Annotated in this window: 26 protein-coding genes; 10 read left to right on the top strand and 16 right to left on the bottom strand. The window is 70.4% G+C overall.

The window, feature by feature from the left end; genetic code table 11:
- The first annotated feature begins 110 nt into the window (after nt 1–110).
- Nucleotides 111–1157 carry an NAD(P)H-dependent flavin oxidoreductase gene (locus ACFWGZ_RS05340; RefSeq protein ID WP_382450214.1) on the top strand — a complete coding sequence of 349 codons (1047 nt, stop codon included), beginning with the start codon at nt 111–113 and terminating at the stop codon, nt 1155–1157.
- 116 nt (nt 1158–1273) lie between these two features.
- Nucleotides 1274–2803, top strand: a complete 1530-nt coding sequence (locus tag ACFWGZ_RS05335) for a DUF885 domain-containing protein (RefSeq protein ID WP_382450213.1) — start codon at nt 1274–1276, stop codon at nt 2801–2803.
- On the opposite strand, the gene ACFWGZ_RS05330 is transcribed toward ACFWGZ_RS05335, so the two are convergent.
- Both ACFWGZ_RS05330 and ACFWGZ_RS05325 read right to left on the bottom strand, forming a co-directional pair.
- Nucleotides 2778–4196: an amino acid permease gene (locus ACFWGZ_RS05330; protein ID WP_382450212.1), complete on the bottom strand. Its 1419-nt coding sequence runs from the start codon at nt 4194–4196 to the stop codon at nt 2778–2780. The two genes, ACFWGZ_RS05335 and ACFWGZ_RS05330, sit on opposite strands and share 26 nt — an antisense overlap.
- A gap of 59 nt (nt 4197–4255) precedes the next feature.
- A complete protein-coding gene (locus ACFWGZ_RS05325; protein WP_382450211.1) occupies nt 4256–5224 on the bottom strand; it encodes a zinc-binding dehydrogenase in 969 nt (322 codons plus the stop codon).
- A gap of 70 nt (nt 5225–5294) precedes the next feature.
- On the opposite strand from ACFWGZ_RS05325, the gene ACFWGZ_RS05320 reads away from it, so the two are divergent.
- Genes ACFWGZ_RS05320 through ACFWGZ_RS05305 form a run of 4 tightly spaced genes read left to right on the top strand, consistent with a single transcriptional unit; the run spans nt 5295 to nt 6676 of the window.
- Nucleotides 5295–5507 (top strand): hypothetical protein, encoded by a 213-nt coding sequence (locus ACFWGZ_RS05320; protein WP_382450210.1) that lies wholly within the window; start codon nt 5295–5297, stop codon nt 5505–5507.
- Nucleotides 5504–5956 (top strand): ribonuclease domain-containing protein, encoded by a 453-nt coding sequence (locus ACFWGZ_RS05315; protein ID WP_382450209.1) that lies wholly within the window; start codon nt 5504–5506, stop codon nt 5954–5956. Before ACFWGZ_RS05320 ends, ACFWGZ_RS05315 begins: the two co-directional genes overlap by 4 nt.
- Nucleotides 5953–6216 carry a barstar family protein gene (locus ACFWGZ_RS05310; RefSeq protein ID WP_382450208.1) on the top strand — a complete coding sequence of 88 codons (264 nt, stop codon included), beginning with the start codon at nt 5953–5955 and terminating at the stop codon, nt 6214–6216. The genes ACFWGZ_RS05315 and ACFWGZ_RS05310 overlap by 4 nt, the downstream gene beginning before the upstream one ends.
- Nucleotides 6217–6259: 43 nt before the next feature.
- Complete coding sequence (locus ACFWGZ_RS05305; RefSeq protein ID WP_382450207.1) at nt 6260–6676, top strand: hypothetical protein; 417 nt, start codon at nt 6260–6262, stop codon at nt 6674–6676.
- A gap of 3 nt (nt 6677–6679) precedes the next feature.
- Here ACFWGZ_RS05305 and ACFWGZ_RS05300 read toward each other — a convergent pair whose 3' ends face one another.
- Nucleotides 6680–7456 carry an enoyl-CoA hydratase-related protein gene (locus ACFWGZ_RS05300; protein WP_382450206.1) on the bottom strand — a complete coding sequence of 259 codons (777 nt, stop codon included), beginning with the start codon at nt 7454–7456 and terminating at the stop codon, nt 6680–6682.
- A gap of 62 nt (nt 7457–7518) precedes the next feature.
- Between ACFWGZ_RS05300 and ACFWGZ_RS05295 the strand changes: the two genes are divergently transcribed.
- Nucleotides 7519–8136, top strand: coding sequence for a DJ-1/PfpI family protein (locus ACFWGZ_RS05295; RefSeq protein ID WP_382450205.1), 618 nt, complete (start codon nt 7519–7521; stop codon nt 8134–8136).
- Nucleotides 8123–8557 carry a MarR family winged helix-turn-helix transcriptional regulator gene (locus ACFWGZ_RS05290; RefSeq protein WP_382450204.1) on the top strand — a complete coding sequence of 145 codons (435 nt, stop codon included), beginning with the start codon at nt 8123–8125 and terminating at the stop codon, nt 8555–8557. The genes ACFWGZ_RS05295 and ACFWGZ_RS05290 overlap by 14 nt, the downstream gene beginning before the upstream one ends.
- 27 nt (nt 8558–8584) lie before the next feature.
- Here ACFWGZ_RS05290 and ACFWGZ_RS05285 read toward each other — a convergent pair whose 3' ends face one another.
- The 12 genes from ACFWGZ_RS05285 to ACFWGZ_RS05230 form a co-directional block, all read right to left on the bottom strand.
- Nucleotides 8585–9199, bottom strand: coding sequence for a cyclase (locus ACFWGZ_RS05285; RefSeq protein ID WP_382450203.1), 615 nt, complete (start codon nt 9197–9199; stop codon nt 8585–8587).
- A gap of 107 nt (nt 9200–9306) precedes the next feature.
- Nucleotides 9307–9612, bottom strand: a complete 306-nt coding sequence (locus ACFWGZ_RS05280) for a hypothetical protein (RefSeq protein ID WP_382450202.1) — start codon at nt 9610–9612, stop codon at nt 9307–9309.
- A 163-nt stretch (nt 9613–9775) separates the two neighbouring features.
- On the bottom strand, nt 9776–10282 hold the full coding sequence (locus tag ACFWGZ_RS05275) for a hypothetical protein (RefSeq protein WP_382450201.1): 507 nt from the start codon (nt 10280–10282) through the stop codon (nt 9776–9778).
- A 74-nt stretch (nt 10283–10356) separates the two neighbouring features.
- The gene (locus tag ACFWGZ_RS05270; RefSeq protein WP_382450200.1) at nt 10357–11052 is read right to left on the bottom strand and encodes a sirohydrochlorin chelatase; all 696 of its coding nucleotides are present in this window, start codon (nt 11050–11052) and stop codon (nt 10357–10359) included.
- A complete protein-coding gene (locus ACFWGZ_RS05265; protein WP_382450199.1) occupies nt 11049–11921 on the bottom strand; it encodes an ABC transporter permease in 873 nt (290 codons plus the stop codon). The genes ACFWGZ_RS05270 and ACFWGZ_RS05265 overlap by 4 nt, the downstream gene beginning before the upstream one ends.
- Nucleotides 11905–12681, bottom strand: a complete 777-nt coding sequence (locus ACFWGZ_RS05260; protein WP_382450198.1) for an ABC transporter ATP-binding protein — start codon at nt 12679–12681, stop codon at nt 11905–11907. Before ACFWGZ_RS05260 ends, ACFWGZ_RS05265 begins: the two co-directional genes overlap by 17 nt.
- Before the next feature lie 20 nt (nt 12682–12701).
- Complete coding sequence (locus ACFWGZ_RS05255; protein WP_382450197.1) at nt 12702–13751, bottom strand: ABC transporter substrate-binding protein; 1050 nt, start codon at nt 13749–13751, stop codon at nt 12702–12704.
- A 14-nt stretch (nt 13752–13765) separates the two neighbouring features.
- Complete coding sequence (locus tag ACFWGZ_RS05250) at nt 13766–15109, bottom strand: sulfate adenylyltransferase subunit 1 (protein ID WP_382450196.1); 1344 nt, start codon at nt 15107–15109, stop codon at nt 13766–13768.
- Nucleotides 15110–16024, bottom strand: coding sequence for a sulfate adenylyltransferase subunit CysD (gene cysD, locus ACFWGZ_RS05245; protein WP_382450195.1), 915 nt, complete (start codon nt 16022–16024; stop codon nt 15110–15112).
- On the bottom strand, nt 16021–16716 hold the full coding sequence (locus tag ACFWGZ_RS05240) for a phosphoadenylyl-sulfate reductase (RefSeq protein WP_382450194.1): 696 nt from the start codon (nt 16714–16716) through the stop codon (nt 16021–16023). Before ACFWGZ_RS05240 ends, cysD begins: the two co-directional genes overlap by 4 nt.
- On the bottom strand, nt 16713–16871 hold the full coding sequence (locus tag ACFWGZ_RS05235) for a hypothetical protein (RefSeq protein ID WP_030472080.1): 159 nt from the start codon (nt 16869–16871) through the stop codon (nt 16713–16715). Before ACFWGZ_RS05235 ends, ACFWGZ_RS05240 begins: the two co-directional genes overlap by 4 nt.
- On the bottom strand, nt 16868–18547 hold the full coding sequence (locus tag ACFWGZ_RS05230; RefSeq protein ID WP_382450193.1) for a nitrite/sulfite reductase: 1680 nt from the start codon (nt 18545–18547) through the stop codon (nt 16868–16870). Before ACFWGZ_RS05230 ends, ACFWGZ_RS05235 begins: the two co-directional genes overlap by 4 nt.
- 369 nt (nt 18548–18916) lie before the next feature.
- Between ACFWGZ_RS05230 and hemW the strand changes: the two genes are divergently transcribed.
- Nucleotides 18917–20125 carry a radical SAM family heme chaperone HemW gene (hemW, locus tag ACFWGZ_RS05225; protein WP_382450192.1) on the top strand — a complete coding sequence of 403 codons (1209 nt, stop codon included), beginning with the start codon at nt 18917–18919 and terminating at the stop codon, nt 20123–20125.
- A gap of 15 nt (nt 20126–20140) precedes the next feature.
- Here the strand turns inward: hemW and ACFWGZ_RS05220 are convergent, their stop codons facing one another.
- A complete protein-coding gene (locus ACFWGZ_RS05220) occupies nt 20141–20368 on the bottom strand; it encodes a hypothetical protein (protein ID WP_382450191.1) in 228 nt (75 codons plus the stop codon).
- 127 nt (nt 20369–20495) lie between these two features.
- Between ACFWGZ_RS05220 and hrcA the strand changes: the two genes are divergently transcribed.
- Complete coding sequence (gene hrcA, locus ACFWGZ_RS05215; RefSeq protein WP_382450190.1) at nt 20496–21518, top strand: heat-inducible transcriptional repressor HrcA; 1023 nt, start codon at nt 20496–20498, stop codon at nt 21516–21518.
- The last annotated feature ends 41 nt before the right edge of the window (nt 21519–21559 follow it).

Genomic DNA, 21559 nt, shown 5'->3' with positions numbered 1-21559 from the left:
CACGTCCACAATGGACGTGACACCGACGTCCGTTCGGAGTAGCCGCCGCGTCGTCGACGACACAGCGGCTCGGCCGGGCACCCATTGCCCTGTCCAACTAGGTTGTGCTCATGTTCCACACGCTGGCCGTGCCCGTGGTCGCCGCGCCCATGGCGGGTGGCGCCTCCACCCCCGAGCTGGTCGCCGCCGTGAACGAAGCCGGCGGGCTGGGGTTCCTCGCGGCCGGTTACCTCACCGTCGAGCAGCTCGCGGAGAAGATCGTCCGCACCACCGAACTCACGAGCACACCGTTCGGGGTCAACCTTTTCGTGCCCGGCACGCGCTCGACGGCGGACCTCTCGTCCTACGTGCAGCGGGTCACGGCCTACGCGGACAAGGTCGGCGCCGTTCCCGGCGAGCCGCGCTGGGACGACGACAACTACTCGGCCAAGCTCGAACTGGTGCTGGCGCTGCGGGTGCCGGTGGTGTCGTTCACCTTCGGGCTGCCCGACTTCGACGACGTGCAGCGGCTCCGGGCGGCCGGGTCCACGATCGTCGTGACCGTCACCACGCCGAGCGAGGCGCGGCAGGCCCAGCAGATCGGCGCGGACGTGCTGTGCGTGCAGGGCGCCGACGCGGGCGGCCACCGCGGCACGTTCACCGACGACGGCGTCTCGCCCGGCGGCGGCGAGCTCTACGGCACCCTCGCGGCGATCCGGCTCGTGCAGGACGAGGTCAGCCTTCCGCTGATCGCGACCGGCGGGCTCGTCACCGGCGCCGACGTCGCCGCGGTGCTGGCGGCCGGTGCGGTCGCCGCGCAGCTCGGCACCGCGTTCCTCGGCAGCCCGGAGGCCGGAACCGCTGCGGTGCAACGGCAGGCGCTCGCCGCCGGGAGCCGGCGCACGGCGCTCACCCGGGCGTTCAGCGGACGGCCCGCCCGCGGGCTCGTCAACCGGTTCCTGGTCGAGAACAGCCCGCACGCGCCCGCCGCGTACCCGAACGTGCACCACCTCACGAGGCCGGTGCGCGCGAGCGGGGAGCTGGAGGTCATGTCGCTGTGGGCCGGCACGACGTACCCGCTCGCGACCGCGGAACCGGCGGGCGAGGTCGTGCGCAGGATCGGCGCCGAGCTGGCCGAGGCGGTCAACTCGCTGGCGGAGCGGTTCGGTCGCGGCTAGTGCGGTGACCACGAACCCTTGCCGTGGTGTGCGCGGTCCAGGGTGATGCTGGAGAACGGCATCGTACCGTTGTCCACGCTGGGCGATCTTGTTTCCGACTGGTCCGGGAGGGCCCGATGTCACTTGCCGATGAGATGTTCTCCGCGATCATGGACCACTCGCCGCTGTCCGCCTCGATGCTGGGCGTCCCCGGCTGGGAGGACCGGCTCGAGGACGTGAGCGCCGAGGGCGACCGGGCGGACCGGGACCGGATCGCCGCGCTCCTCGACAAGGCGGAGTCGGACGACTCCGAGGACCCCGTCACGCTGGCCGTCATCCGGCAGCAGGGCAGGGCGATCGTCGACCGGATCGACGCCCGGCTGGTCGAGCACACCGTCGGCACGATGAGCGCGCCGGTCAACGGCCTGCTCTCGATCGCGTCGAAGCTGGACGTGTCGCAGCGCCTGGGCCTGTTCCCGCGCTACATCGCCCAGGCGGGAGAACGGGTCCGCGACTCCGACCGCCGGCCGCTGAGCCGCCACCTCGAGGCCGGGGTGCAGCGCATGGACGGGTTCCTGGCCCTGCCGCGGCAGGAGTGGGAGGGCGAGCACTCCGGCGAGATCCGCGCCGCCGTCGCCGGGTTCCGCGACGTGCTGGCGTCGGTCGGGGACGGCCGCGGTGACGACAGGGCCGGGCTGTGCTGGCTGCCCGAGGGCGAGCACAACTACGCGAACCTCGTCCGCAACTACACCACGACCTCCCGCACGCCCGACGAGCTGCACCGGCTCGGGCTCGACATCATCGCGTCGCTGCGCGAGGAGTACGCGGAGATCGGCTCGCGGCTGTGGGGCACCTCGGACGTGCCGGAGATCTTCCGCCGGTTGCGCACGGAACTGCTGTGGGAAAACGAAGAGCAGATGATCGCCAGTGCCGTCGAGGCGATCGCGCGGGCCGAGGCCGAGGCGCCGAAGTGGTTCGGGCGCATGCCGGGCGTCGGCTGCCGGGTGCTCGCCGTGCCGGAGGAGGAGCAGCGGACGTCGGCGATCGCCTTCTACCAGCCGGCGTCGGCCGACCGCAGCCGTCCGGGCACGTACTGGCTGAACCCGTTGGGCGCCACCGAACGCAGCCGCACGCTGTCCGAGGTGACGGCGTTCCACGAGGCGGTGCCGGGCCACCACTACCAGATCTCGATCGCCGGCGAGACCGAGCTGCCGAACATGCGCAAGTACGCGTTCATCGAGGCGTACCTGGAGGGCTGGGGCCTCTACACCGAGCGCCTCGCGGACGAGATGGGCCTCTACTCCTCCGACGAGCAGCGCCTGGGCATGCTCGGGCTCGACGCGATGCGCGCCAGCCGGCTCGTGGTCGACACCGGGCTGCACGCGTTCGGCTGGTCGCGGCAGCAGGCCGTCGACTACCTGCGCGACAACACGGTGATGACCGAGCCGGAGATCCACTCGGAGATCGACCGGTACATCGAGACGCCCGGCCAGGCCCTCGCGTACATGGTGGGGCGTCTGGAGATCCAGCGCGTGCGGGCGGAGGCGCAGGCGCGGATGGGCGACCGGTTCGACGTTCGCGCGTTCCACGACCTCGTGGTGGGCAGCGGTGCGGTGCCGCTGTCCGCCCTCGACGAGATCGTCACTTCCTGGTCGGCCGGTTCATGACGGAGTGCTTGCGCGAGTAGGTGAAGTAGATGATCAGGCCGATCACGAACCAGACCGCGAACCGCAGCCAGGTCTCCGGGGTCAGGAACGTGATCAGCCAGATCGAGAAGATCACGCCGATCACCGGCACGACGGGCATGCCGGGCGTCCTGAACGTGCGTGGCAGGTCGGGCTGCTTGTAGCGCAGCACGATCACCGCGACGCAGACGACGACGAACGCGAGCAGGATGCCGATGTTCGTGAGCTCGGCGGCCTCGGCGATCGGCAGGAACCCGGCGATGGCCGCGGAGGCGGTGCCCAGCACCCAGGTGATGCGCGACGGCACGTGCTTCACCGGGTGCGTCTTCGCGAACCACGGCGGCAGCAGCCCGTCGCGGCTCATCGAGTAGCCGACGCGGGCCGCGCCGAGCAGGAACGTGAACAGCACCGTCGTGATCCCGAGGATCGCGCCGACGCTGATGACGATGCCGAGCGCGGGCAGGCCGACGTCGGCGAACGCCGTGGCGAAGGCGGACTCCGCGTCGACGTCCTTGTAGTTGACCATGCCGGTCAGCACGAGGCAGGCCAGCACGTACAGGACCATCGAGACGGCCAGCGAGTAGATGATGGCCTTGGGCATGTGCTTCTGGGAGTCCTTCGACTCCTCGGCCGCGGTCGACATGGCGTCGTAGCCGAACACCGCGAAGAACACCGTCGCCGCACCCGTGAGCGCACCCGAGATGCCGAACGGGAAGAACGGGTTGTAGTTGTCGGTGTCGATGTGGAACGCGCCGACGACCACGACCAGCGCGACCACCGCGATCTTCAGGTACACGAGCGTCGTCTCGAACCGCGCCGCGTTCTTCATGCCCTGGTTCAGCACGAACGCGATCAGCAGGCACAGCAGCACGGCGAACAGGTTCACCTTGTACGTGCCCGCGGCGACGTCCCCCGTCTCGGTGCCGGGCGCGCCCAGCATCCACTGCGGGAGGTGGATGTCCAGCAGTGACAGCAGTTCGGTGAAGTAGCCGGAGATGCCGATCGCGACCACCGCCACGATCGCCGTGTACTCGAGCAGCAGGTCCCAGCCGATGAACCAGCCGACGATCTCGCCCAGTACCGCGTAGCCGTAGGTGTAGGCGCTGCCCGCCTTGGGGATCAGGCCCGCGAACTCGGCGTACGAGAACGCCGCCGCCGCGCTCGCGATGCCGGCCACGAGGAACGAGATGAGCACGGCCGGGCCCGCCGTCTTGTTCGCGACGGCGCCCGCGAGCGAGAAGATGCCGGCGCCGATGATGCCGCCGATGCCGATGGCCGTGAGCTGCCAGAGGCCCAGCGTTCTGCTGAGCCCGTCGCCGGAGTCCTCGGCGATCTGCTCGATGGGCTTGCGCCGGAAAACGCCCTGCGTAGTCATGGGACCACTGTCACGCGAGTGGCCCGCACCCGCTGACCAGCAGGGCGTTTTGCGCCTTTCTACGCGCGCGAGAAGACGATCTTGCCCGCGGTCTCGCCGTCGAGCATCGACGTGAAGCCCCGCTCGGCGTCCCCGAACTCCAGCTCCGCGCCGATCTGCGGCTTGAGCTCGTGGAGCGCGCAGAACCGCAGCAGGTCGCCCAGCTCCTCGCGCGTGCCCATGGTCGAGCCGACCACGCGGAGCTGGAGGAAGAAGAGCCGCTGCAGCTCGGCCGCGGACGCGTCGCCGGACGTCGCGCCGGAGATGACGACGATGCCGCCGGGCTTGAGGGCCTTCATCGAGTGCGACCAGGTGGCCTTGCCGACGGTCTCGAACACCGCGTCGACCCGTTCGGGCAGGCGCGCACCCGACTCGAACACCTGGTGCGCGCCGAGGCCGCTAGCGAGAGCGCGCTTCTCCTCGGAACGGCCGGTGACCCAGACGCGGAACCCGGCGGCGCGGCCGAGCTGGATCAACGCGGTCGACACACCGCCCGACGCGCCCTGCACGAGCATCGTCTGGCCGGGGCGCAGGCCGGACTTCACGAACAGCATCCGGTAGGCCGTCAGCCACGCCGTGCCCATGCACGCGGCCTCGGCGAACGACAGGCCCTCCGGCTTGGGCAGCGCGTTGCGGGCCGGCACGACCACGTGGTCGGCGAACGTGCCCTGGTGCTTCTCGGTGAGCAGCGTGCGCTTGGGGTCGAGCGTCTCGTCACCGTCCCAGCCCGGGTCGCCGATGACGGAGTGCAGGACCACCTCGGTGCCGTCGTCGAGGGTGCCCGCGCCGTCGCAGCCGAGGATCATCGGGAACTGCTCGGGCTTGATGCCGACGCCGCGCAGCGTCCACAGGTCGTGCATGTTGAGGCTGGCCGCCTTCACCGCGACACGCACCCACCCGGCGGGGACCTCGGGCTCGGGACGCTCTCCCACGCGGAGCGAGGCCAGCGGGTTCTCGGGACTGGGTTCTGCTGCGTAAACGGCGAACATGCCTGGCAACATACCCACCTGGATCGTGGCCGACGGCCGTGACACGGGTCACGGGACTACAGTCGGGTGCGTGGACTGGCTGGTGCAGTGGTGGGACGGGGTCGAGCTGTGGTTGGTGCAGCTGCCCGTCGCCGTGCAGTTCCCCGTGGTGATGATCGTGGTGTTGCCGCTCTGCCTGGGCGTGGCGCGGCTGATCGACCGCGTGGCCGACTGGGGTGCGAAGAACCCGGCGTCGCTGCCCGGCGCCGAGCCCGAGCCTGAACCGGAGAAGGTCGCCGCGTGAGTCCTGGTCGCCGCCTGACCGTCGCACTGGTCGGGCTAGTCGCTCTCGTCGTCATCGGGTGGTTCGTCAAGGACGGCACCCCGGCCACTCCGCCCGACACGACGAAACCCGTGGTCACGAGTTCCGCCTCGGCCGCCGCCGAGGTGCCCGGCGCGAAGTCGGGCATGGACGTCCAGGCCCTGTCGGCGCTGCCGGCCGAGGCCGCGAAGACCTGGAAGCTGATCGAGGCGAACGGGCCGTTCCCGTACCCGCGCAACGACGGCGTGACGTTCCAGAACCGCGAGGAACGGCTGCCGCAGAAGAAGTCCGGGTACTACAAGGAGTACACCGTGCCGACGCCCGGCAGCCCCGACCGCGGCGCGCGCCGGCTCGTCACCGGGTCGGAGAAGGAAGTCTTCTACACCGGCGACCACTACTCGTCGTTCGTCGTGGTGGACGTGCGGAAGTGAAGAGGCACATCCTCGTCTCGGAGAGGACCGCCGCGATCGCGGCCATTGCGAAGGCCCTCGACTTCCCCTCGTGGTTCGGGCAGAACCTCGACGCGCTCCACGACAGCCTGACCGACCTCTCCTGGCTGCCCGAAGGCGACTACGTGCTGGTCGTGCCCGCCGACCTGGACCCGGCCGTCGCCGGCGTGCTGCGGGACGCCGCCGAGACCACCGCCGAGTCGGGTGACCGGACGCTGCGCGTCATTCGCACGGAAAGGTGACTCGGGCTGCGGCACCGCCGTCCGGAGTGGACAGTGCTGCCCCATGGGAACGCTTTTCCACCGCCTGAGCTACGCGCTCGGCGTCGTCGTCGCCGCAGGGGTGCTGTGCCCGGCCGTCTCGTTCGCCGGTGATCCGGACTGCTCGCAGGAGCAGGGCTTCACGCCGTTCGACACCGCCGACGGCGACAACCCCGTGACGATGCAGACCGGCCGCGTCGTCGAGCTGCGCGCGTCGAACAAGACGAAGTGCGCGTGGGGCCGCATCTCGTCCGGCACCCCCGGCGAGGAGGTCTGGACCGACCGCAAGGACCCCTCGGCCGACGGGCACGAGGGGTTCCTCGGCTACACCAGGATCGACTCGGGCACCGCGAAGTTCACCGAGGCGTTCAAGAACGACGGCAAGGTCATGCGCGCCTGCGGGTCCTCGAAGGGCGTGATCGAGTGCACCGGCTGGTTCTAGGCGTCAGTCCCCGGCGGGCACCCAGGACGGCTTGCGCTTCTCGCGGAACGCCGTGATGCCCTCCTGGCCCTCGGGGCCGCCGAAGTGCCGCGCCGACAGCTCGAGCATGTCCGCGAAGACCTCGCCGAGGTTCGTGGACCGCTCCTGCCGCAGCATCTCCTTGGTGGCCGCGAGGGCGTTCGGGGCGCCGAGCGCGAGCATGTCGGTGTAGCGGCGCACCTCGGCGCCGACGCCGTCGACCGGCACGGCGGAGTTGAGCAGGCCGATCTGCACGGCGCGCTGCGCGTCGAACGCCTCGCCGGTGAGGAACAGCTCGTGCGCCTGGCGGGGGAGCAGCCGCGGCAGCACGGTCACCGAGATGACCGCCGGCACGACACCGATCCTGACCTCGCTGAACGCGAACGTGGCCTCGGTGGCGGCGACGGCGATGTCGCACGCCGCCACGATGCCGACGCCGCCGGCGCGGGCCGGGCCCTTCAGGGCCGCGACGACCGGTTTCGGGCTGGTCCAGAGCTGTTCGAGGATCGCGGGGAACTCGTTGACGCCCTGGTCGCCCGCGCTCGCGCCGGCGGCCTCCTTGAGGTCCATGCCGGAGCAGAACACGGGGCCAGTGTGGGTCAGCACGACCACGCGCACCTGGTCGTCCTGCGCCGCGGTGCCCAGGTGCTCGCGGAGCTCCCGGCGCAGCTGCGACGACAGCGCGTTGCGGTTGTGGGGGGAGTCCAGCGTGATCGTCGCGATGCCACGCTGCACCTCGTAGTGGACCAGCTCGTCTGCCATGGCGCTGACCTTAGCCGTGGGGTTCGTTGACAGTATCCTGTCAAATATGACAGTCTGCTGTCATGGCAGCGGAGAAGGTGTACCTGGTGCTGGCCGATCAGCTCGCCGACTGGGAGTACGGCCACGTGGCCGCGCAGGTGAGCCTGCAGCAGTTCCAGCAGCGGCCGGGCCGCTACGAGATCCGGACGGTCGGGCTCACGACGGACCCGGTCCGCACCATCGGCGGCGTGCGGATGCTGCCCGACGTCGCCGTGGCGGACGTCTCGCTGGACGACGCCGCGATGCTCGTGATGCCCGGCGGTGACGGGTGGGAGAGCGGTGCGCTCGCGGCGTTCGGGAAGCTCGCGCGCCGGTTCCGCGAGGCGGGCAAGCCGATCGCGGCGATCTGCGGGGCGACGGTCGCCCTCGCGGCCGAGGGGCTGCTCGACGACGTGGCGCACACGTCGAACTTCCCGCAGTACCTCGGCGCTTACGGCGGTGCGTCGCTCTACCGCGACGAACGCGTGGTGCGTGCCGACGGTGTGATCACGGCGAACGGCGCGAGCGCGCTGGAGTTCGCGCGCGAGGTCCTGGCGGAGCTGGAGGCGTACACGCCGCGGACGTTGCAGGCGTGGTTCGAGTTCCAGCGCGACGCCTCGGCGGAGGCGTACGGGAAGCTGGTGGCGAGTGTCCAGGACTGAGGCGGGAGACGTCCTGACCGACGTCGTGATGAGGACCTTCCGCCTGTACGGCGCGTTCCTGGAGGCGGCCGAGGTGATGACGAAGCCGGTCGGCCTGACGGCGGCGTGGTGGCAGGTGCTCGGGGCGGTGCTGCGTGAGCCGTTGTCCGTCTCCGCCGTCGCGCGGGAGATGGGGCTCGCGCGCCAGTCCGTGCAGCGGATCGCGGACCTGCTGGTGGACAAGGGGCTGGCCGAGTACCTGCCGAACCCGGCGCACGCGCGGGCGAAGCTGGTGCGGCCGACGGACGAGGGCTGCGCGGCCATCGCGCGGCTGCGGGAGGCGCAGCACGAGTGGGCCGACCGCGTCAGTGCGCAGGTCCCGCTCGAAGACCTGCGCACGACGCTCGCCACGATGACGGCGCTGGTGGCGGCTACCGACTGATGCCCGGCAGGGGGTGGGGCACCGGTGTCAGCCGATGGTCGTGGTCGTGAGGACCGGGCTGGGGTCCGGGTAGCCCTTCGCGGCGGCGTTGATCGGGATGCCGATGACGGTGACCACGGCGGTGAAGGTGAGGCCGGGCGCGTCGTAGCTGGTGCCGCCCAGCTTCGTGGTGATGGTGCCGCTGCCGCCCGCCGTCAGGTTGATCGTGACGGTCGGCAGCTCGAACTTCGCGCCGCCCTTGATCGGGCCGGGCACGCTCAGCACGACGTCGCTGCCCTGGAGCGCGATCGTCGGCGTGCCACCGAGCCCGGCGCCGCCGGACAGGCTCGCGGACTTGAACGACGAGTTCGCGGGCACCGGCAGCCTGAGCGCGAGCCCCTTGATCTCCCGGACCTGCCGGCCACCGGCCTCGGACGGGATGGTGTTGGGCGCGGGGTCGATGGTGACCGCGAGGGTGCCGCCCGGCGCGACGCTCGCCGCCGCGGACGAGTCGACGCCCTGGTCGAGCGTGAAGTCCGTGGTCTGCCCGACGGCGCTCGCCCGGAGCTTGTAGGTGATGGTCTGCGGAGCGGCTGCTGACGCGTTGGTGGCGAACATCAGCATCGGTACGAGTAGCAGGGACCCGATTCCGGCTAGCTTCATGGCCTCTCCCCGTTGAGTGGACGAGGGACACTCCCAGCACGCGGCGTAATCACCTGACTACTCATGAGTAGGTTTCACGTCAACGGTTCACAGTTCACATCGCCCGGTCAGCGCCGGGTGTTGTTGGCCAGCGTGCCGATCGCGGACACCGCGAAACCCGCGAAGAAGAGACCGAAGCCCAGCTTGAGGCTTGCGAAGCTGGGAGGCTCGAACTGCCCGACCGGCGGGACGGTGGTGGTGAAGGACTGGCCGAACGCGTCCAGCGTGGTTGCGAAGCCGTATCCGAGGACCCCGAAACCCGCGATCGCGAGCAGCGCGCCCACCCACACCGTCACTTTGATCCACAACGGTGCCCCGCGCAGGGATCGGCCGCCGTGACGGTTTCTTCGGCGCGGAAAATGATCGTCGAACACGTCGCCCCCCCGGTGTCGTTGGGGGAGTTGGTACCACGCTTCGGCATCGCGCTGGGGCGGTTGGGATCAAATGTGCTAGGCTGTGCGCAGAGCCTCTGCCACTAGGTGGAGGAAGTGAGCCCAGGTGCGCTTCCGGACGGTTGCTGCCTGGGCTTCGCGCTGTTCAGGGCTCGATGCGCGTCACGACCGGCCCGATCCGACGCACCCAGTCACCGCCGGCGCCCAGGCACCAGGCGACGGCGTCGCTCACCCACAGAGCAGGTTCCCCGGACGACTGGATGTGCTCGTAGACGATTCCCGCGTCGCGTGCTTTCGTGCGAGCCAGAACCACGCGGTCGCGGCCGTTGCTCGCGTGGTCCCGGGAGTCGAGCACGAGCCTGGTCACGCCCCGCTCGACCGCCTCCACCACCAACCGCTCCAGCAGAACGCCCCGCGCCCGGTCGCCCTTTTCGCTGCTGGAGACCACGACCACGTCGAACGACCGCTCGACTATGCGTGACACGATGAACTTGCGGCGACTGTCCTTCTCGGACTTGAAGTGCACTCGCCGCTCACCCGGCAGCAGCAGCCCTCGTATCAGTGATCGGGTCGAGTGCAGCGCGGCGGGAGCGACGAGCGTCGCGGCGAGCAGGTGGCCGCCGCGTTCGGTCTCGTCGACGAACATGTGCATCCGAACAGGATCCCAGGCGTACGCCGCAATTCCTGTTCAGGTGAAGCTGAACGCCGGCCCCGGCCGGTGAACGGCTAGGCCGCCACCGCGTGCCGCGCCAGCGCCTCGTCGTACCGGTCCAGCACCAGCTGAGCCACCTCCACGTCGTCCCCCAGCGGCCGGGCCACCACCGCGTCACCGGCCAGCGAAGCCACCTTGTCCGGCAGCAACCCCGGTGCGAGGAACCACGACGCGACAGCGATCCGCGCGGCCCCGCGCGCCCGCAACCGTTCCACGGCCTCGGGCACGGAAGGCGAAGCGATGGAAGCGAAAGCGGCCTCCACCCCGGCCCAGCCGGACTCCGCGGCCCACCGCCGTGCCACGGTGGTGACGGCCTCGTTCGCCGGCGCGTGTGACGACCCGGCCCCGGCCAGCACGACGCCGAGCGAGCGGTCGCCGAAGTCCACCCCGGCCTCGGACAGCCGGCGCAGCGCGGCCGACTCCAGCCGCGGGTCGGGGCCGAGGACGTCCGTCACCACGGCGGGCACGCGGGTCTCGGCGACTGCGGCCGGCACGTCGACGCGGGCGTGGTAGGCCTTGCCCAGCAACAGGGGTACGACCACGGACGGGCCGCGCAGCACGTCGCCCAGCCTGGGCGCGCAGAGGTCCAGGAAGCAGCCGCGCACGTCCAGTTCCGGGCGCAGCGACCGCACGACCGACAGCAGTGCGTGCACGGACGTCGCCGAGCGGGGGTCGCGGCTGCCGTGTGCGACGGCGATCAGCGGGGTCACAGCGCTCCCGTCAGTCCACGAGCTCGCAGCACCGCGCGCTCCAGCGGGCGGAACAGCAGCAGCTCGATCCCGATGCCGACCAGCAGGATCAGGAAGATCGCCGCGATCACCATGTTGATGTCGTTCAACGACGACCCGTTGTGCAGGTACTGGCCCAGGCCGACACCCAGCTGGGGCGAGGTCGCGATGATCTCCGCGGCCATCAGCGACCGCCACGAGAACGCCCAGCCCTGCTTCAACCCCGCCAGGTAACCGGGCAGCGCGGCCGGCAGCAGGATGTGGCGGGCGGAGGCCAGCCGTCCGGCGCCGAGGGCGCGGCCCACGCGCGGCAGCAGCGGCGGGATCTGGTCGATGCCCGCCACCAGGCCGTTCGCGATCGACGGCACGGAACCCATCAGCACCACGAAGTAGATCGTCGACGGCGTCACGCCGAACCACAGGATCGCGGCCGGCACCCAGGCGACCGACGGCAGCGACTGCAGGCCGGTCAGCAGCGACCCGATCGCCGCGCGCACCACTCGCACCTTGGCGACGAGCAACCCCAGCGGCGTCGCGATCAGCACCGCCGCGAGGAACCCGAGCACCGCGCGGTGCAGCGACGTCCACAGGATGCCGAACGCCTCGCCCGTGGAGATCGAGCGGACGAGCTCGTTCCACACGTTGATCGGCGCGGGCAGCTGGAACTCTGGCAGCAGCGCCGAGGCCCACAACCCCTGCCACACGCCGAGGAGCAGCGCGAAGGCGATGAGAGGTGGCACGCCCGTCTTCAGGAACCGGCGCCACACCGGCGGTTTCTGCGTCTCGACGGGGACGTCGAGGGCGTCGAGGCCCGCGCCGACCTTGTCGAGCGTGTCAGGAGGCGTGGCCACTGATGACCTCTCGCAGATGTGTGTTGATCTCGTCGAGGACGGTGTCGGACGAGTCCGTCACGTCCCACTCGCGCACGACCCGGCCGGGGCGCGAGGACAGCAGCACGACGCGCTGGCCGAGGCGCACGGCCTCGCGGACGTCGTGCGTCACGAAGATGATCGCCGTGTTGGTGGTCTCCCACACGCGCAGCAGTTCGCTCTGCAGCACGTCGCGTGTGATGGCGTCCAACGCGGCGAACGGCTCGTCCATCAGCAGGAGCGCCGGGGCGCCGTCCGCGGAGACGGTGGTGGACGCCAGCGCACGGGCCAGCGCCACGCGTTGGCGCATGCCGCCGGAGAGCTCGTGCGGGCGCTTGTCCGCGACGTCGCCGAGCCGCACCAGGTCGAGCAGCTCCAACGCGCGGCGCTTGCGGGCCAGGCGGCCCACGCCGGCGAAGCGCAACGCCAGTTCGACGTTGCGCGCCGCCGTGAGCCACGGCATCAGAGCGGGCTCCTGGAACATCACGGCCGGGCGCGAGGTGTTGAGCTGCAACGAGCCCGACGTCGCGCCGTCGAGGCCCGCGACGATGTTGAGCAGCGTGCTCTTGCCGCAGCCGGACGCGCCGAGCAGGCACACGAACTCGCCGGGCTTGACCTTGAGGTCGACCCCGTCGAGCGCCACCACGGCCGAGCTGCCGTGGCCGAACACCTTGCGGACCCCGGCCAGTTCGACGGCAGTATCCACAGTGGACTGAAAAGTGGTCTCGAGCGTGGCGGTCATGTCCGTGTCCCCTCGGAGAGTTACTTCTTGTCCAGTCCGGCTGCCTGCACCTGCGGCTTGCCCTGTGCCTGGAGAACCTTGTTCAGCAGCGTGAAGTCGGCGTACCCGGCGACGTTCGCGGCCTCCTTGGCCACGCCCGCGGTCACGGCGTCCTTCGCGAGCTGCGGGAAGTGCTTGGCCTGCGCGTCCGTGGTGAGCTCGATGTTCTCCCACGCGGCGTCGAGGATCTTGTCGCCGAGCTTCTTGGACGTGAGCTTCTCCAGCGCGGCGTTGGCGGTCTTCTTCGCCTCGCCGGAGTTCGACTTCGCCCAGTCGATGGCCGCGACGTGGCCCTTCAGCACGGCCTCGACCGTCTCCGGGTGCTCCTGCAGGAACTTCGTCCGCACGATGACCACGGTGGTCGGGAACGCCCCGCCCTCCCACAGCGTCTTCTCGTCCAGCAGCACCTTGCCGCCGCCCTCGGCGACGATGCGCGCCGACCACGGCTGCGGCGCCCAGGCGGCCTGGATGTCGCCCTTCTTGAACAGGTCGAGCGACTGCGCGTTCTCCACGTTCTGCACGGTGACCTGGCCGGTGAGGTTCTTCTCCGCCAGGTACTTCTTGAGCGACACGTCCTGCGTGTTCGCGAGCTGCGGAGTGGCGACGACCTTGCCCTTGAGGTCCTCGATCGAGTTGATCTCGGGCTTCACCACGAGCTGCGCGCCGCCCGAGGTGGCGCCCGCGACGAGCTTCACGGCCTCGCCCTTGGACTTCGAGTAGGCGTTGATCGCCGGGCCCGACCCGATGTAGGCGATGTCGAGCGATTCGCCCAGCAACGCGTTGACCTCGTCGGGACCGGCGTTGAACGTCTGCGTCGTCAGCTTGGTGCTGCCGAGCTCCTGGGCGTACAGGCCCTTCTCGACGCCGATCAGCGCGGCGGCGTGGGTGATGTTCGGGAAGTACCCGAGGCGGACCTCGGCGGCTGCGCCCTTGGACTCGGCGGCGGGAGTCTCGGAGGTTCCGGCGCGGCTGCAACCGGAGATGGCTGTCAGTGCGATCAGTGCGACGGCAAGGGCGGGCTTGAGGTTCACGGGGTTCAGGCCTTTCAGGGACCGGGGGAGACGAGGGCGTGGTCGTCAGGGGTAGCGGTGCTACCCCCGGTACAGCTCTCCACGCCGTTCTCGAGCAGCGGCAGCGGAGCCCCGACCAGTCCAGCGGCGAGCGTCGACCCGTCACTCACGTCGATCACCAGGAACGACCCGGTGCGCCGGCTGAAGCTGTAGTCGTCCAGCGGTACGGGCTCCGCGAGACGCAGAGCCACTCGGCCGATCTCGTTCAGCTCCAACGAGGCAGGGCCGTCCACACTGGACAGGTTCTGCTCGTCGAAGCGGTCGCGCAGCTCGGTGACCATCGCCTGCACGGTGCGCGTGCCGTGCTTGACGAGGACTCGGGCGCCGGGTCGCAGCGGCTTCTCCGCGAGCCAGCAGAGGGTGGCGTCCAGTTCGTCGGTGACGGTGGGTTCGTTGCCCGCCACCGAGATCAGGTCGCCCCGGGAGATGTCGATGTCGTCGGCCAGCAGCAGCGTCACGGACTGGCCGGCCGCCGCCTCCGCCAGTTCGCCGTCCGCCGTGTCGATCTTCGTCACGGTCGAGCGGCGGCCCGACGGCAGCACGACGACCTCGTCGCCCGCCTTGACCGTGCCCGCCGCGACCAGGCCGGCGTAACCCCGGTAGTCGAGGTGCTCGGCCGTGCGCGGGCGGATCACGTACTGCACCGGGAAGCGGAACGGGGCGTCGTGCGGGTCGGGTTCGACCGGCACGGTCTCCAGGTGCTCCAGCAGGGTGGGGCCGGAGTACCAGGGCGTGTTCGCGGACTTCTCCACGACGTTGTCCCCGGCCAGGGCGCTCACCGGGATCTCGACCACCGAGTCCTCGGTGTAGCCCAGGGCCGTGGCGTGCGCGGTGAACTCCTTGGCGATGCGGGAGAACGTCACCTCGTCGTAGCCCACGAGGTCGATCTTGTTGACCGCCAGCACCAGCCGTGGCACGCCCAGCAGCGCCAGCACCGCCGCGTGGCGCCGCGTCTGCTCGATGACGCCCTTGCGCGCGTCGACCAGCAGGACCGCGAGCTGCGCGGTGGACGCGCCCGTGACGGTGTTGCGGGTGTACTGCACGTGGCCGGGGGTGTCCGCGAGCACGAACGACCGCTTCGGCGTCGCGAAGTACCGGTAGGCGACGTCGATCGTGATGCCCTGCTCGCGTTCCGACCGCAGGCCGTCGACCAGCAGCGACAGGTCCGGCGTCGAGAGACCCCGGTCGGCGCTCGCGCGGTGCACGGCGTCGAGCGTGTCCGCGAGCACGGACTTGGTGTCGTAGAGCAGCCTGCCGACCAGCGTGGACTTGCCGTCGTCCACGCTGCCCGCGGTGGCCAGCCTCAACAGGTCGCTCATCTAGAAGTACCCCTCCCGCTTGCGGTCTTCCATGGCGGCCTCGGACAGCCGGTCGTCGGCCCGCGTGGCGCCGCGCTCGGTCAGGCGGGACGCGGCGACCTCGGCGATCACCGCGTGGATGTCGGCGGCGTCGGACTCGACGGCGCCCGTGCAGGAGCCGTCGCCGACCGTGCGGTAGCGAACCGTCTTGCGCTGCAGCACTTCGCCCTCGCGCGCCGTGCCCCACGGGCCCTCGGCGAGCCACATGCCGTCGCGCAGGAACACCTCGCGCTGGTGCGAGTAGTAGATGTCCGGCAGCTCGATGCCCTCGCGCTCGATGTAGTTCCACACGTCGAGCTCGGTCCAGTTGGACAGCGGGAACACGCGGACGTGCTCACCGGCGCGGTGCCGGCCGTTGTAGAGGTTCCACAGCTCCGGGCGCTGGCGCTTCGGGTCCCACTGGCCGAACGCCGTGCGCAGGCTGAAGATCCGCTCCTTGGCGCGGGCGCGTTCCTCGTCGCGGCGGCCACCGCCGAAGACCGCGTCGAACCTGTGCTGGGTGATGGAGTCCAGCAGCGGCACGGTCTGCAACGGGTTGCGCGTGCCGTCCGGGCGCTCCTCCAGACGGCCGTCGTCGATCCAGTCCTGGACCTTCGCGACCTCCAGCCGAAGGCCGTGCTGCGCGACGACGCGGTCGCGGAACTCGATGACCTCGTCGAAGTTGTGCCCGGTGTCGACGTGCAGCAGCGGGAACGGCACGGGCGCCGGGTAGAACGCCTTGATCGCGAGGTGCAGCAGCAGGGTGGAGTCCTTGCCGCCGGAGAAGAGGATCACCGGCCGGTCGAACTCGCCCGCGACCTCGCGGAAGATGTGAATGGCCTCGGATTCGAGGCGCCCCAGCGTGTCGAGCGCGTCCGTGGTTGATGTGACCGTCATCCGTGCAACCCGCATTCCGTCTTCGACTGCCCGGCCCAGCGGCCGCTGCGCGCGTCCTGGCCCGGCAGTGGCTTGGAGGTGCACGGCAGGCAGCCGATCGAGGGATACCCCTCCTGCACCAACAGGTTCTCGAGGATGCCCTTCTCGTGGATGTAGGCGTTGAACTCGTCGTCCGACCACGGCGCGATCGGGTTGATCTTGACCAGCCCGTTGCGGTCGTCCCACTGCACGATCGGCGTGTTCGCGCGGGTGGGCGCGTCCACGCGGCGCACGCCGGTGACCCACGCGTCGTACTTCGCGAGCTCGCGGCGCAGCGGCACGACCTTGCGCAGGTTGCAGCACGTGGCCGGGTCCGACTGGTACAGCAGGCCGAACTCGCGTTCCTGGTCCTGCACCGACTGCTCGGCGGCGGCGTTGACGATCCGCACGTCCGGGTAGACGACCGTGACGGCGTCGCGCACGCCGATGGTCTCCGGGAAGTGGTAGCCGGTCTCCAGGAACAGCACGTCGAAGTCCGGCTTCACCTTGGCGGCGAGGTCGATCAGCACGGCGTCCTGCATGTTGGAGGCGACGATGTAGCTGTCGCCGAACGTCCGCGCCACCCACTCCAGCGCCTCTTCGGGGCTCGCGTCCCGCAGCTCCAGTTCCGCGGCTTCGGCGACGATCTTGAGGTCTTCCTTGAGATCGCTCACTTCTTCACCTCCTGCGGCAGGTTGAGCCCGACGAACGAGACCTTGAAGACGCGGCGGCACCCGGTGCACAGCCACGCGTAGCTGGGCTCCTCCTGCGGGCGGAGGTCCTCGTCCCCGCAGTAGGGGCAGTAGAACGGCGTCGCGCGTTCGCTCATCGCAGCGAGGCCTCCTCGGCGCGGCCGACCCACTGGGCGAACCGCTCGTCGGTCTCGCGCTGCGCCACGAAGTTCCGCACGACCCGCTCGACGTACTCGGGCAGCTCGGCCGCGGTCACCTTGTGGCCGCGCAGCTTGCGGCCGAACCCGGCGTCGAGGCCGAGGCCGCCGCCGAGGTGCACCTGGAAGCCCTCGACCTGGTTGCCCGCGTCGTCGGTGACGATCTGGCCCTTCAGGCCGATGTCCGCGGTCTGGATGCGGGCGCAGGAGTTGGGGCAGCCGTTGATGTGCACGGTGATCGGCGCCGTGACGCCGTCGACGACGTCCTTGAGGTTCGCCTCGAGCTGCGTGACGAGGTCGAGGGCGCGGGCCTTGGTCTCGACGATCGCGAGCTTGCAGAACTCGATGCCGGTGCACGCCATGATGCCGCGCCGCCACGGCGACGGGTCGACCTGCAGGCCCAGCTTCGCGAGGTCGCTCTTGAGCGCCGGGACCTCGGACTCGGCGACGTCGAGCACGATGATCTTCTGCTGCGGGGTGAACCGGACGCGCGCGCTGCCCGCCCGTTCGGCGACCTTCGCGACCTCGACCAGGATCGAGCCGGACACGCGGCCCGCGACCGGCGCGGCGCCGACGTAGAACAGGCCGTCCTTCTGCCGGTGCACGCCGATGTGGTCGAGCTGCTGGTCGAGGACCTCCGGCGCCGGTCCGTCGATCATCTTGCGCCCGAGGTACTCGTCCTCCACGACCTGCCGGAACTTCTCCGGGCCCCAGTCGGCGACGAGGAACTTGATGCGCGCGCGGTGGCGCAGGCGGCGGTAGCCGTAGTCGCGGAAGACGGAGATGACCGCCTCCCACACGTCCGGCACCTCCTCCAGCGGCACCCAGGCGCCCAGTCGCTTGCCCAGCATGGGGTTCGTGGACAGACCGCCGCCGACCCACAGGTCGAAACCGGGCCCGTGCTCGGGGTGGACGACGCCGACGAACGCGATGTCGTGGATCTCGTGCGCGACGTCCTGCAGGCCGGAGATGGCGGTCTTGAACTTGCGCGGCAGGTTGGAGAAGCGCGGGTCGCCGATGTAGCGCTCGAGGATCGTGTCGATCGCCGGCTGCCCGTTGACGACCTCGTCCTCGGAGATGCCCGCGACCGGCGAGCCGAGGATGACGCGCGGGCTGTCGCCGCACGCCTCCATCGTCGTGAGGCCGACGTCCTCGAGCTTCTGCCAGATCGTGGGGACGTCCTCGATCCGGATCCAGTGGTACTGGACGTTCTGCCGGTCGGTGATGTCCGCGGTGTCGCGCGCATAGGTCTGCGAGATCTCGCCGAGCACCTTGAGCTGCTGCGTCGTCAGCGCGCCACCGTCGCTGCGCACGCGCATCATGAAGTACTCGTCGTCGAGCTCCTCCGGCTCCAGCGTGGCCGTGCGGCCGCCGTCGATGCCGGGCTTGCGCTGCGTGTAGAGGCCGTACCAGCGGAACCGGCCGCGGAGGTCGGCCGGGTCGATGGAGTCGAAACCGCCGTGGGCGTAGATGTTCTCGATGCGGGTGCGGACGTTGAGCGGGTTGTCGTCCTTCTTGCTCCGCTCGTTGGGGTTCAGCGGCTCTCGGTACCCGAGCGCCCACTGCCCCTCGCCGCGACGCTGCTTGGCGCGCGGTGACGTCTGCGGCGGGACCATCGCCATCCTCCGGGTTTTCGAGGCGCTTCGTGCGCGAGCGAGCCCGGAGGTGCTTGTGGTGGGGGCGTCGTCAGCGCACCAAGCGCCGACGGGAACAAATCAGCGCTGGGTCAGGCCGAACGACGGCACATCGCGCTGGAGACACGACGGAAGTCGACGTGGCGGCGGGCCACGAGGCGGACTCCAGTCGAATGCATGTCCTCAGTGTGCATGCCGTCCAGAGCGTGGTCCACCGCCAACCGAATGCTGGGATTCGCCTGCGGGAGTTGACATTCCGAGCTGGTTTCACTCCGTGATGAATCTGTCACCGACAGATGCTTCGCCTGGTCGGACACCGCCATTCGGGCCCCGTGGTGGACACTGGGAGTCATGCCCTCCGCTCTGCCCGAAGGCGAGCCCGCGCCCGCCGACGGAACGCTGCCCGCGTCCGCTCTCGCCGGTGTCGGCTCCCGCCCGTTCGGTGTCTACGTGCACGTGCCGTTCTGCGCGACCCGGTGCGGCTACTGCGACTTCAACACCTACACCCCCGGCGAGCTCGGCTCGTCGGCGTCGCCCGAGTCGTGGCTGGAGGGGCTGCGCCGCGAACTCGACCTGGCGGCGTCGGTGCTGGGCGACGCCCCCGCCGCCGAGACCGTGTTCGTGGGCGGCGGCACCCCCTCCCTGCTCGGTGCCCCGGGGCTGCGCGACGTGCTCGACGCGGTGCGGGGGTCGTTCGGCCTCGCGCCCGGCGCCGAGGTGACGACCGAGTCGAACCCGGAGTCGACGTCGCCGGCGTTCTTCGAGGGCATCCTGGACGCCGGCTACACGCGCGTGTCGCTGGGAATGCAGTCCGCCGCCCGGCACGTGCTGGCCGTGCTGGACCGCAAGCACACCCCCGGCCGCCCGGTCGATGCCGCGCGCGAGGCCCGTGCGGCCGGGTTCGCTCACGTGAACCTCGACCTGATCTACGGCACGCCGGGGGAGCAGTCCTCGGACTTGGCCGCCTCGCTCGACGCCGTGCTGGCGGCGGGCGTCGACCACGTCTCCGCCTACGCGCTGATCGTGGAGGACGGCACCGGTCTGGCCCGCCGCATCCGCCGCGGCGACCTGCCGATGCCGGACGACGACGTGCTCGCTTCGTCCTACGAGATGGTCGACTCCGTCCTCTCGGGCGCCGGGTTCTCCTGGTACGAGGTGTCGAACTGGGCCACGTCCGTGCAGGCGCAGTGCCGGCACAACGTCCTGTACTGGAAGGGCGCCGACTGGTGGGGCTTCGGACCCGGCGCGCACAGCCACGTCGGCGGCGTGCGGTTCTGGAACGTGAAGCACCCCGCCCGCTACTCGTCGCTGCTCGCCTCCGGCGCGTCACCGGCCGCCGGTCGTGAGGTGCTGTCGGCCGAGGACCAGCGGGTCGAACGCGTGCTGCTGGAGCTCCGGCTCGCCGAGGGCCTGCCGCTGGACGTGCTGGACGACGCCGGCAGGGACGAGGCCGAGCAGGCGATCGCCGACGGATTGCTGGAGCCGTCGGACGACCGGTGCGTGCTCACCGACCGCGGCCGGCTGCTCGCCGACGCCGTGGTGCGGCGCCTGCTGCCCTGATCGGCGGGCCCCGACTCAGCGGGCGCGCAGGTCGTGCTGGCTGTGCACCTCGGTCAGCACGTCGCCGCCCTTGCGGTACGTCACCTCGCCCCACCACAACCCGTCGTCCCGGCGGGTGTTCTCCCACGTCACGGTGCCCGGCCACCACTCGTCGTCGCTGTGCACCAGGCAGGCCCTGCCCGGTGCCGGGGGTAAGTCGCCGTCCCTGACCACCGACAGGTGCCTGCGCCTGTCCTCCGTCATGGTTTGGACCCTAGCGACCGCCACCGACAAAAACCGGAGCCTCGGCGGAGCACGACTCCAGAGCCCCCACCGGGCACGAAACCGCCTGGGTAAACTCGGGAGCACGGGACACGGAGGTGACACAGCGATGAACGCCGATGAACGTCGGTTCGAGGTGCTGCGCGCCATCGTCGCCGACTACGTGTCCAACCAGGAGCCCGTCGGGTCGAAGGCGCTGGTCGAGAGGCACAACTTGGGGGTGTCGAGCGCGACCGTGCGCAACGACATGGCCGCCCTGGAGGACGAGGGCTACATCGCCCAGCCGCACACCAGCGCCGGCCGCGTGCCGACGGACAAGGGGTACCGCCTCTTCGTCGACAAGCTGAGCGAGGTCAAGCCGCTGTCGGTCGCGGAGAAGCGGGCCATCCGCAGCTTCCTCGACGGGGCGCTCGACCTCGACGACGTGATGCGCCGCAGCGTGCGGCTGCTCGCCCAGCTCACCCGGCAGGTCGCGGTGATCCAGGTGCCGACGCTGTCGCGCGCGGCCGTGCGGCACCTCGAGGTGCTGCCGATCACCCCGTCGCGGCTCATGCTGGTGCTGATCACCGACACCGGGCGCGTCGACCAGCGGATCGTCGAGCTCGGCGACGTGATCAGCGAGGAGCACACGGCCCAGCTGCGCGGCGTGCTCAACCAGGCGATGGCGGGTCAGCGGCTCGCGGACGCGTCCGCGAAGGTCGCCGAGCTGCCGGACGAGGTTCCGTCGAACCTCCGCGAGCCGATGCTGCGGGTCGCTACAGTGCTGATCGAGACGTTGGTGGAGCACCCGGAGGAACGGCTGGTGCTCGGCGGCACGGCCAACCTCACCCGCAGCATCACGGACTTCCCCGGATCGCTGCGGCAGGTGCTGGAAGCGCTCGAAGAGCAGGTCGTCGTGCTCAAGCTCCTCGCGGCCTCCCGCGACCCCGGTCGCGTGCTGGTGCGCATCGGCGAGGAGAACGAGGCCGCCGAGATGCGCAGCACCTCCGTCGTGTCCATCGGCTACGGCAGCCGGGACAACCCGCTCGGAGGACTCGGCGTCGTCGGACCGACGCGCATGGACTACCCCGGAACAATGGCGGCCGTTCGCGCGGTTGCCAACTACGTCGGTGAGATCCTGACCGGTCGCTGAATCGACGTACCGACCAACACGTACGCGCAGAAGTTGATGAA

It is taken from the genome of Lentzea sp. NPDC060358 (genome assembly GCF_042725365.1).
Lineage (GTDB): Bacteria > Actinomycetota > Actinomycetes > Mycobacteriales > Pseudonocardiaceae > Lentzea.
The sequence above is the reverse complement of the archived record's forward strand: the minus strand, read 5'-3'. Positions and strand labels throughout refer to the sequence as shown.

What these genes read in the sequence shown, in the direction of transcription:
- ACFWGZ_RS05340 (WP_382450214.1), top strand. Translation starts at nt 111, where the DNA reads ATGTTCCACACGCTGGCCGTGCCCGTGGTCGCCGCGCCCATGGCGGGT.
- ACFWGZ_RS05335 (WP_382450213.1), top strand. Translation starts at nt 1,274, where the DNA reads ATGTCACTTGCCGATGAGATGTTCTCCGCGATCATGGACCACTCGCCG.
- ACFWGZ_RS05330 (WP_382450212.1), bottom strand. Translation starts at nt 4,196, where the DNA reads ATGACTACGCAGGGCGTTTTCCGGCGCAAGCCCATCGAGCAGATCGCC.
- ACFWGZ_RS05325 (WP_382450211.1), bottom strand. Translation starts at nt 5,224, where the DNA reads ATGTTCGCCGTTTACGCAGCAGAACCCAGTCCCGAGAACCCGCTGGCC.
- ACFWGZ_RS05305 (WP_382450207.1), top strand. Translation starts at nt 6,260, where the DNA reads ATGGGAACGCTTTTCCACCGCCTGAGCTACGCGCTCGGCGTCGTCGTC.
- ACFWGZ_RS05300 (WP_382450206.1), bottom strand. Translation starts at nt 7,456, where the DNA reads ATGGCAGACGAGCTGGTCCACTACGAGGTGCAGCGTGGCATCGCGACG.
- ACFWGZ_RS05295 (WP_382450205.1), top strand. Translation starts at nt 7,519, where the DNA reads ATGGCAGCGGAGAAGGTGTACCTGGTGCTGGCCGATCAGCTCGCCGAC.
- ACFWGZ_RS05285 (WP_382450203.1), bottom strand. Translation starts at nt 9,199, where the DNA reads ATGAAGCTAGCCGGAATCGGGTCCCTGCTACTCGTACCGATGCTGATG.
- ACFWGZ_RS05275 (WP_382450201.1), bottom strand. Translation starts at nt 10,282, where the DNA reads ATGCACATGTTCGTCGACGAGACCGAACGCGGCGGCCACCTGCTCGCC.
- ACFWGZ_RS05260 (WP_382450198.1), bottom strand. Translation starts at nt 12,681, where the DNA reads ATGACCGCCACGCTCGAGACCACTTTTCAGTCCACTGTGGATACTGCC.
- ACFWGZ_RS05250 (WP_382450196.1), bottom strand. Translation starts at nt 15,109, where the DNA reads ATGAGCGACCTGTTGAGGCTGGCCACCGCGGGCAGCGTGGACGACGGC.
- cysD (WP_382450195.1), bottom strand. Translation starts at nt 16,024, where the DNA reads ATGACGGTCACATCAACCACGGACGCGCTCGACACGCTGGGGCGCCTC.
- ACFWGZ_RS05235 (WP_030472080.1), bottom strand. Translation starts at nt 16,871, where the DNA reads ATGAGCGAACGCGCGACGCCGTTCTACTGCCCCTACTGCGGGGACGAG.
- ACFWGZ_RS05230 (WP_382450193.1), bottom strand. Translation starts at nt 18,547, where the DNA reads ATGGTCCCGCCGCAGACGTCACCGCGCGCCAAGCAGCGTCGCGGCGAG.
- hemW (WP_382450192.1), top strand. Translation starts at nt 18,917, where the DNA reads ATGCCCTCCGCTCTGCCCGAAGGCGAGCCCGCGCCCGCCGACGGAACG.
- ACFWGZ_RS05220 (WP_382450191.1), bottom strand. Translation starts at nt 20,368, where the DNA reads ATGACGGAGGACAGGCGCAGGCACCTGTCGGTGGTCAGGGACGGCGAC.
- hrcA (WP_382450190.1), top strand. Translation starts at nt 20,496, where the DNA reads ATGAACGCCGATGAACGTCGGTTCGAGGTGCTGCGCGCCATCGTCGCC.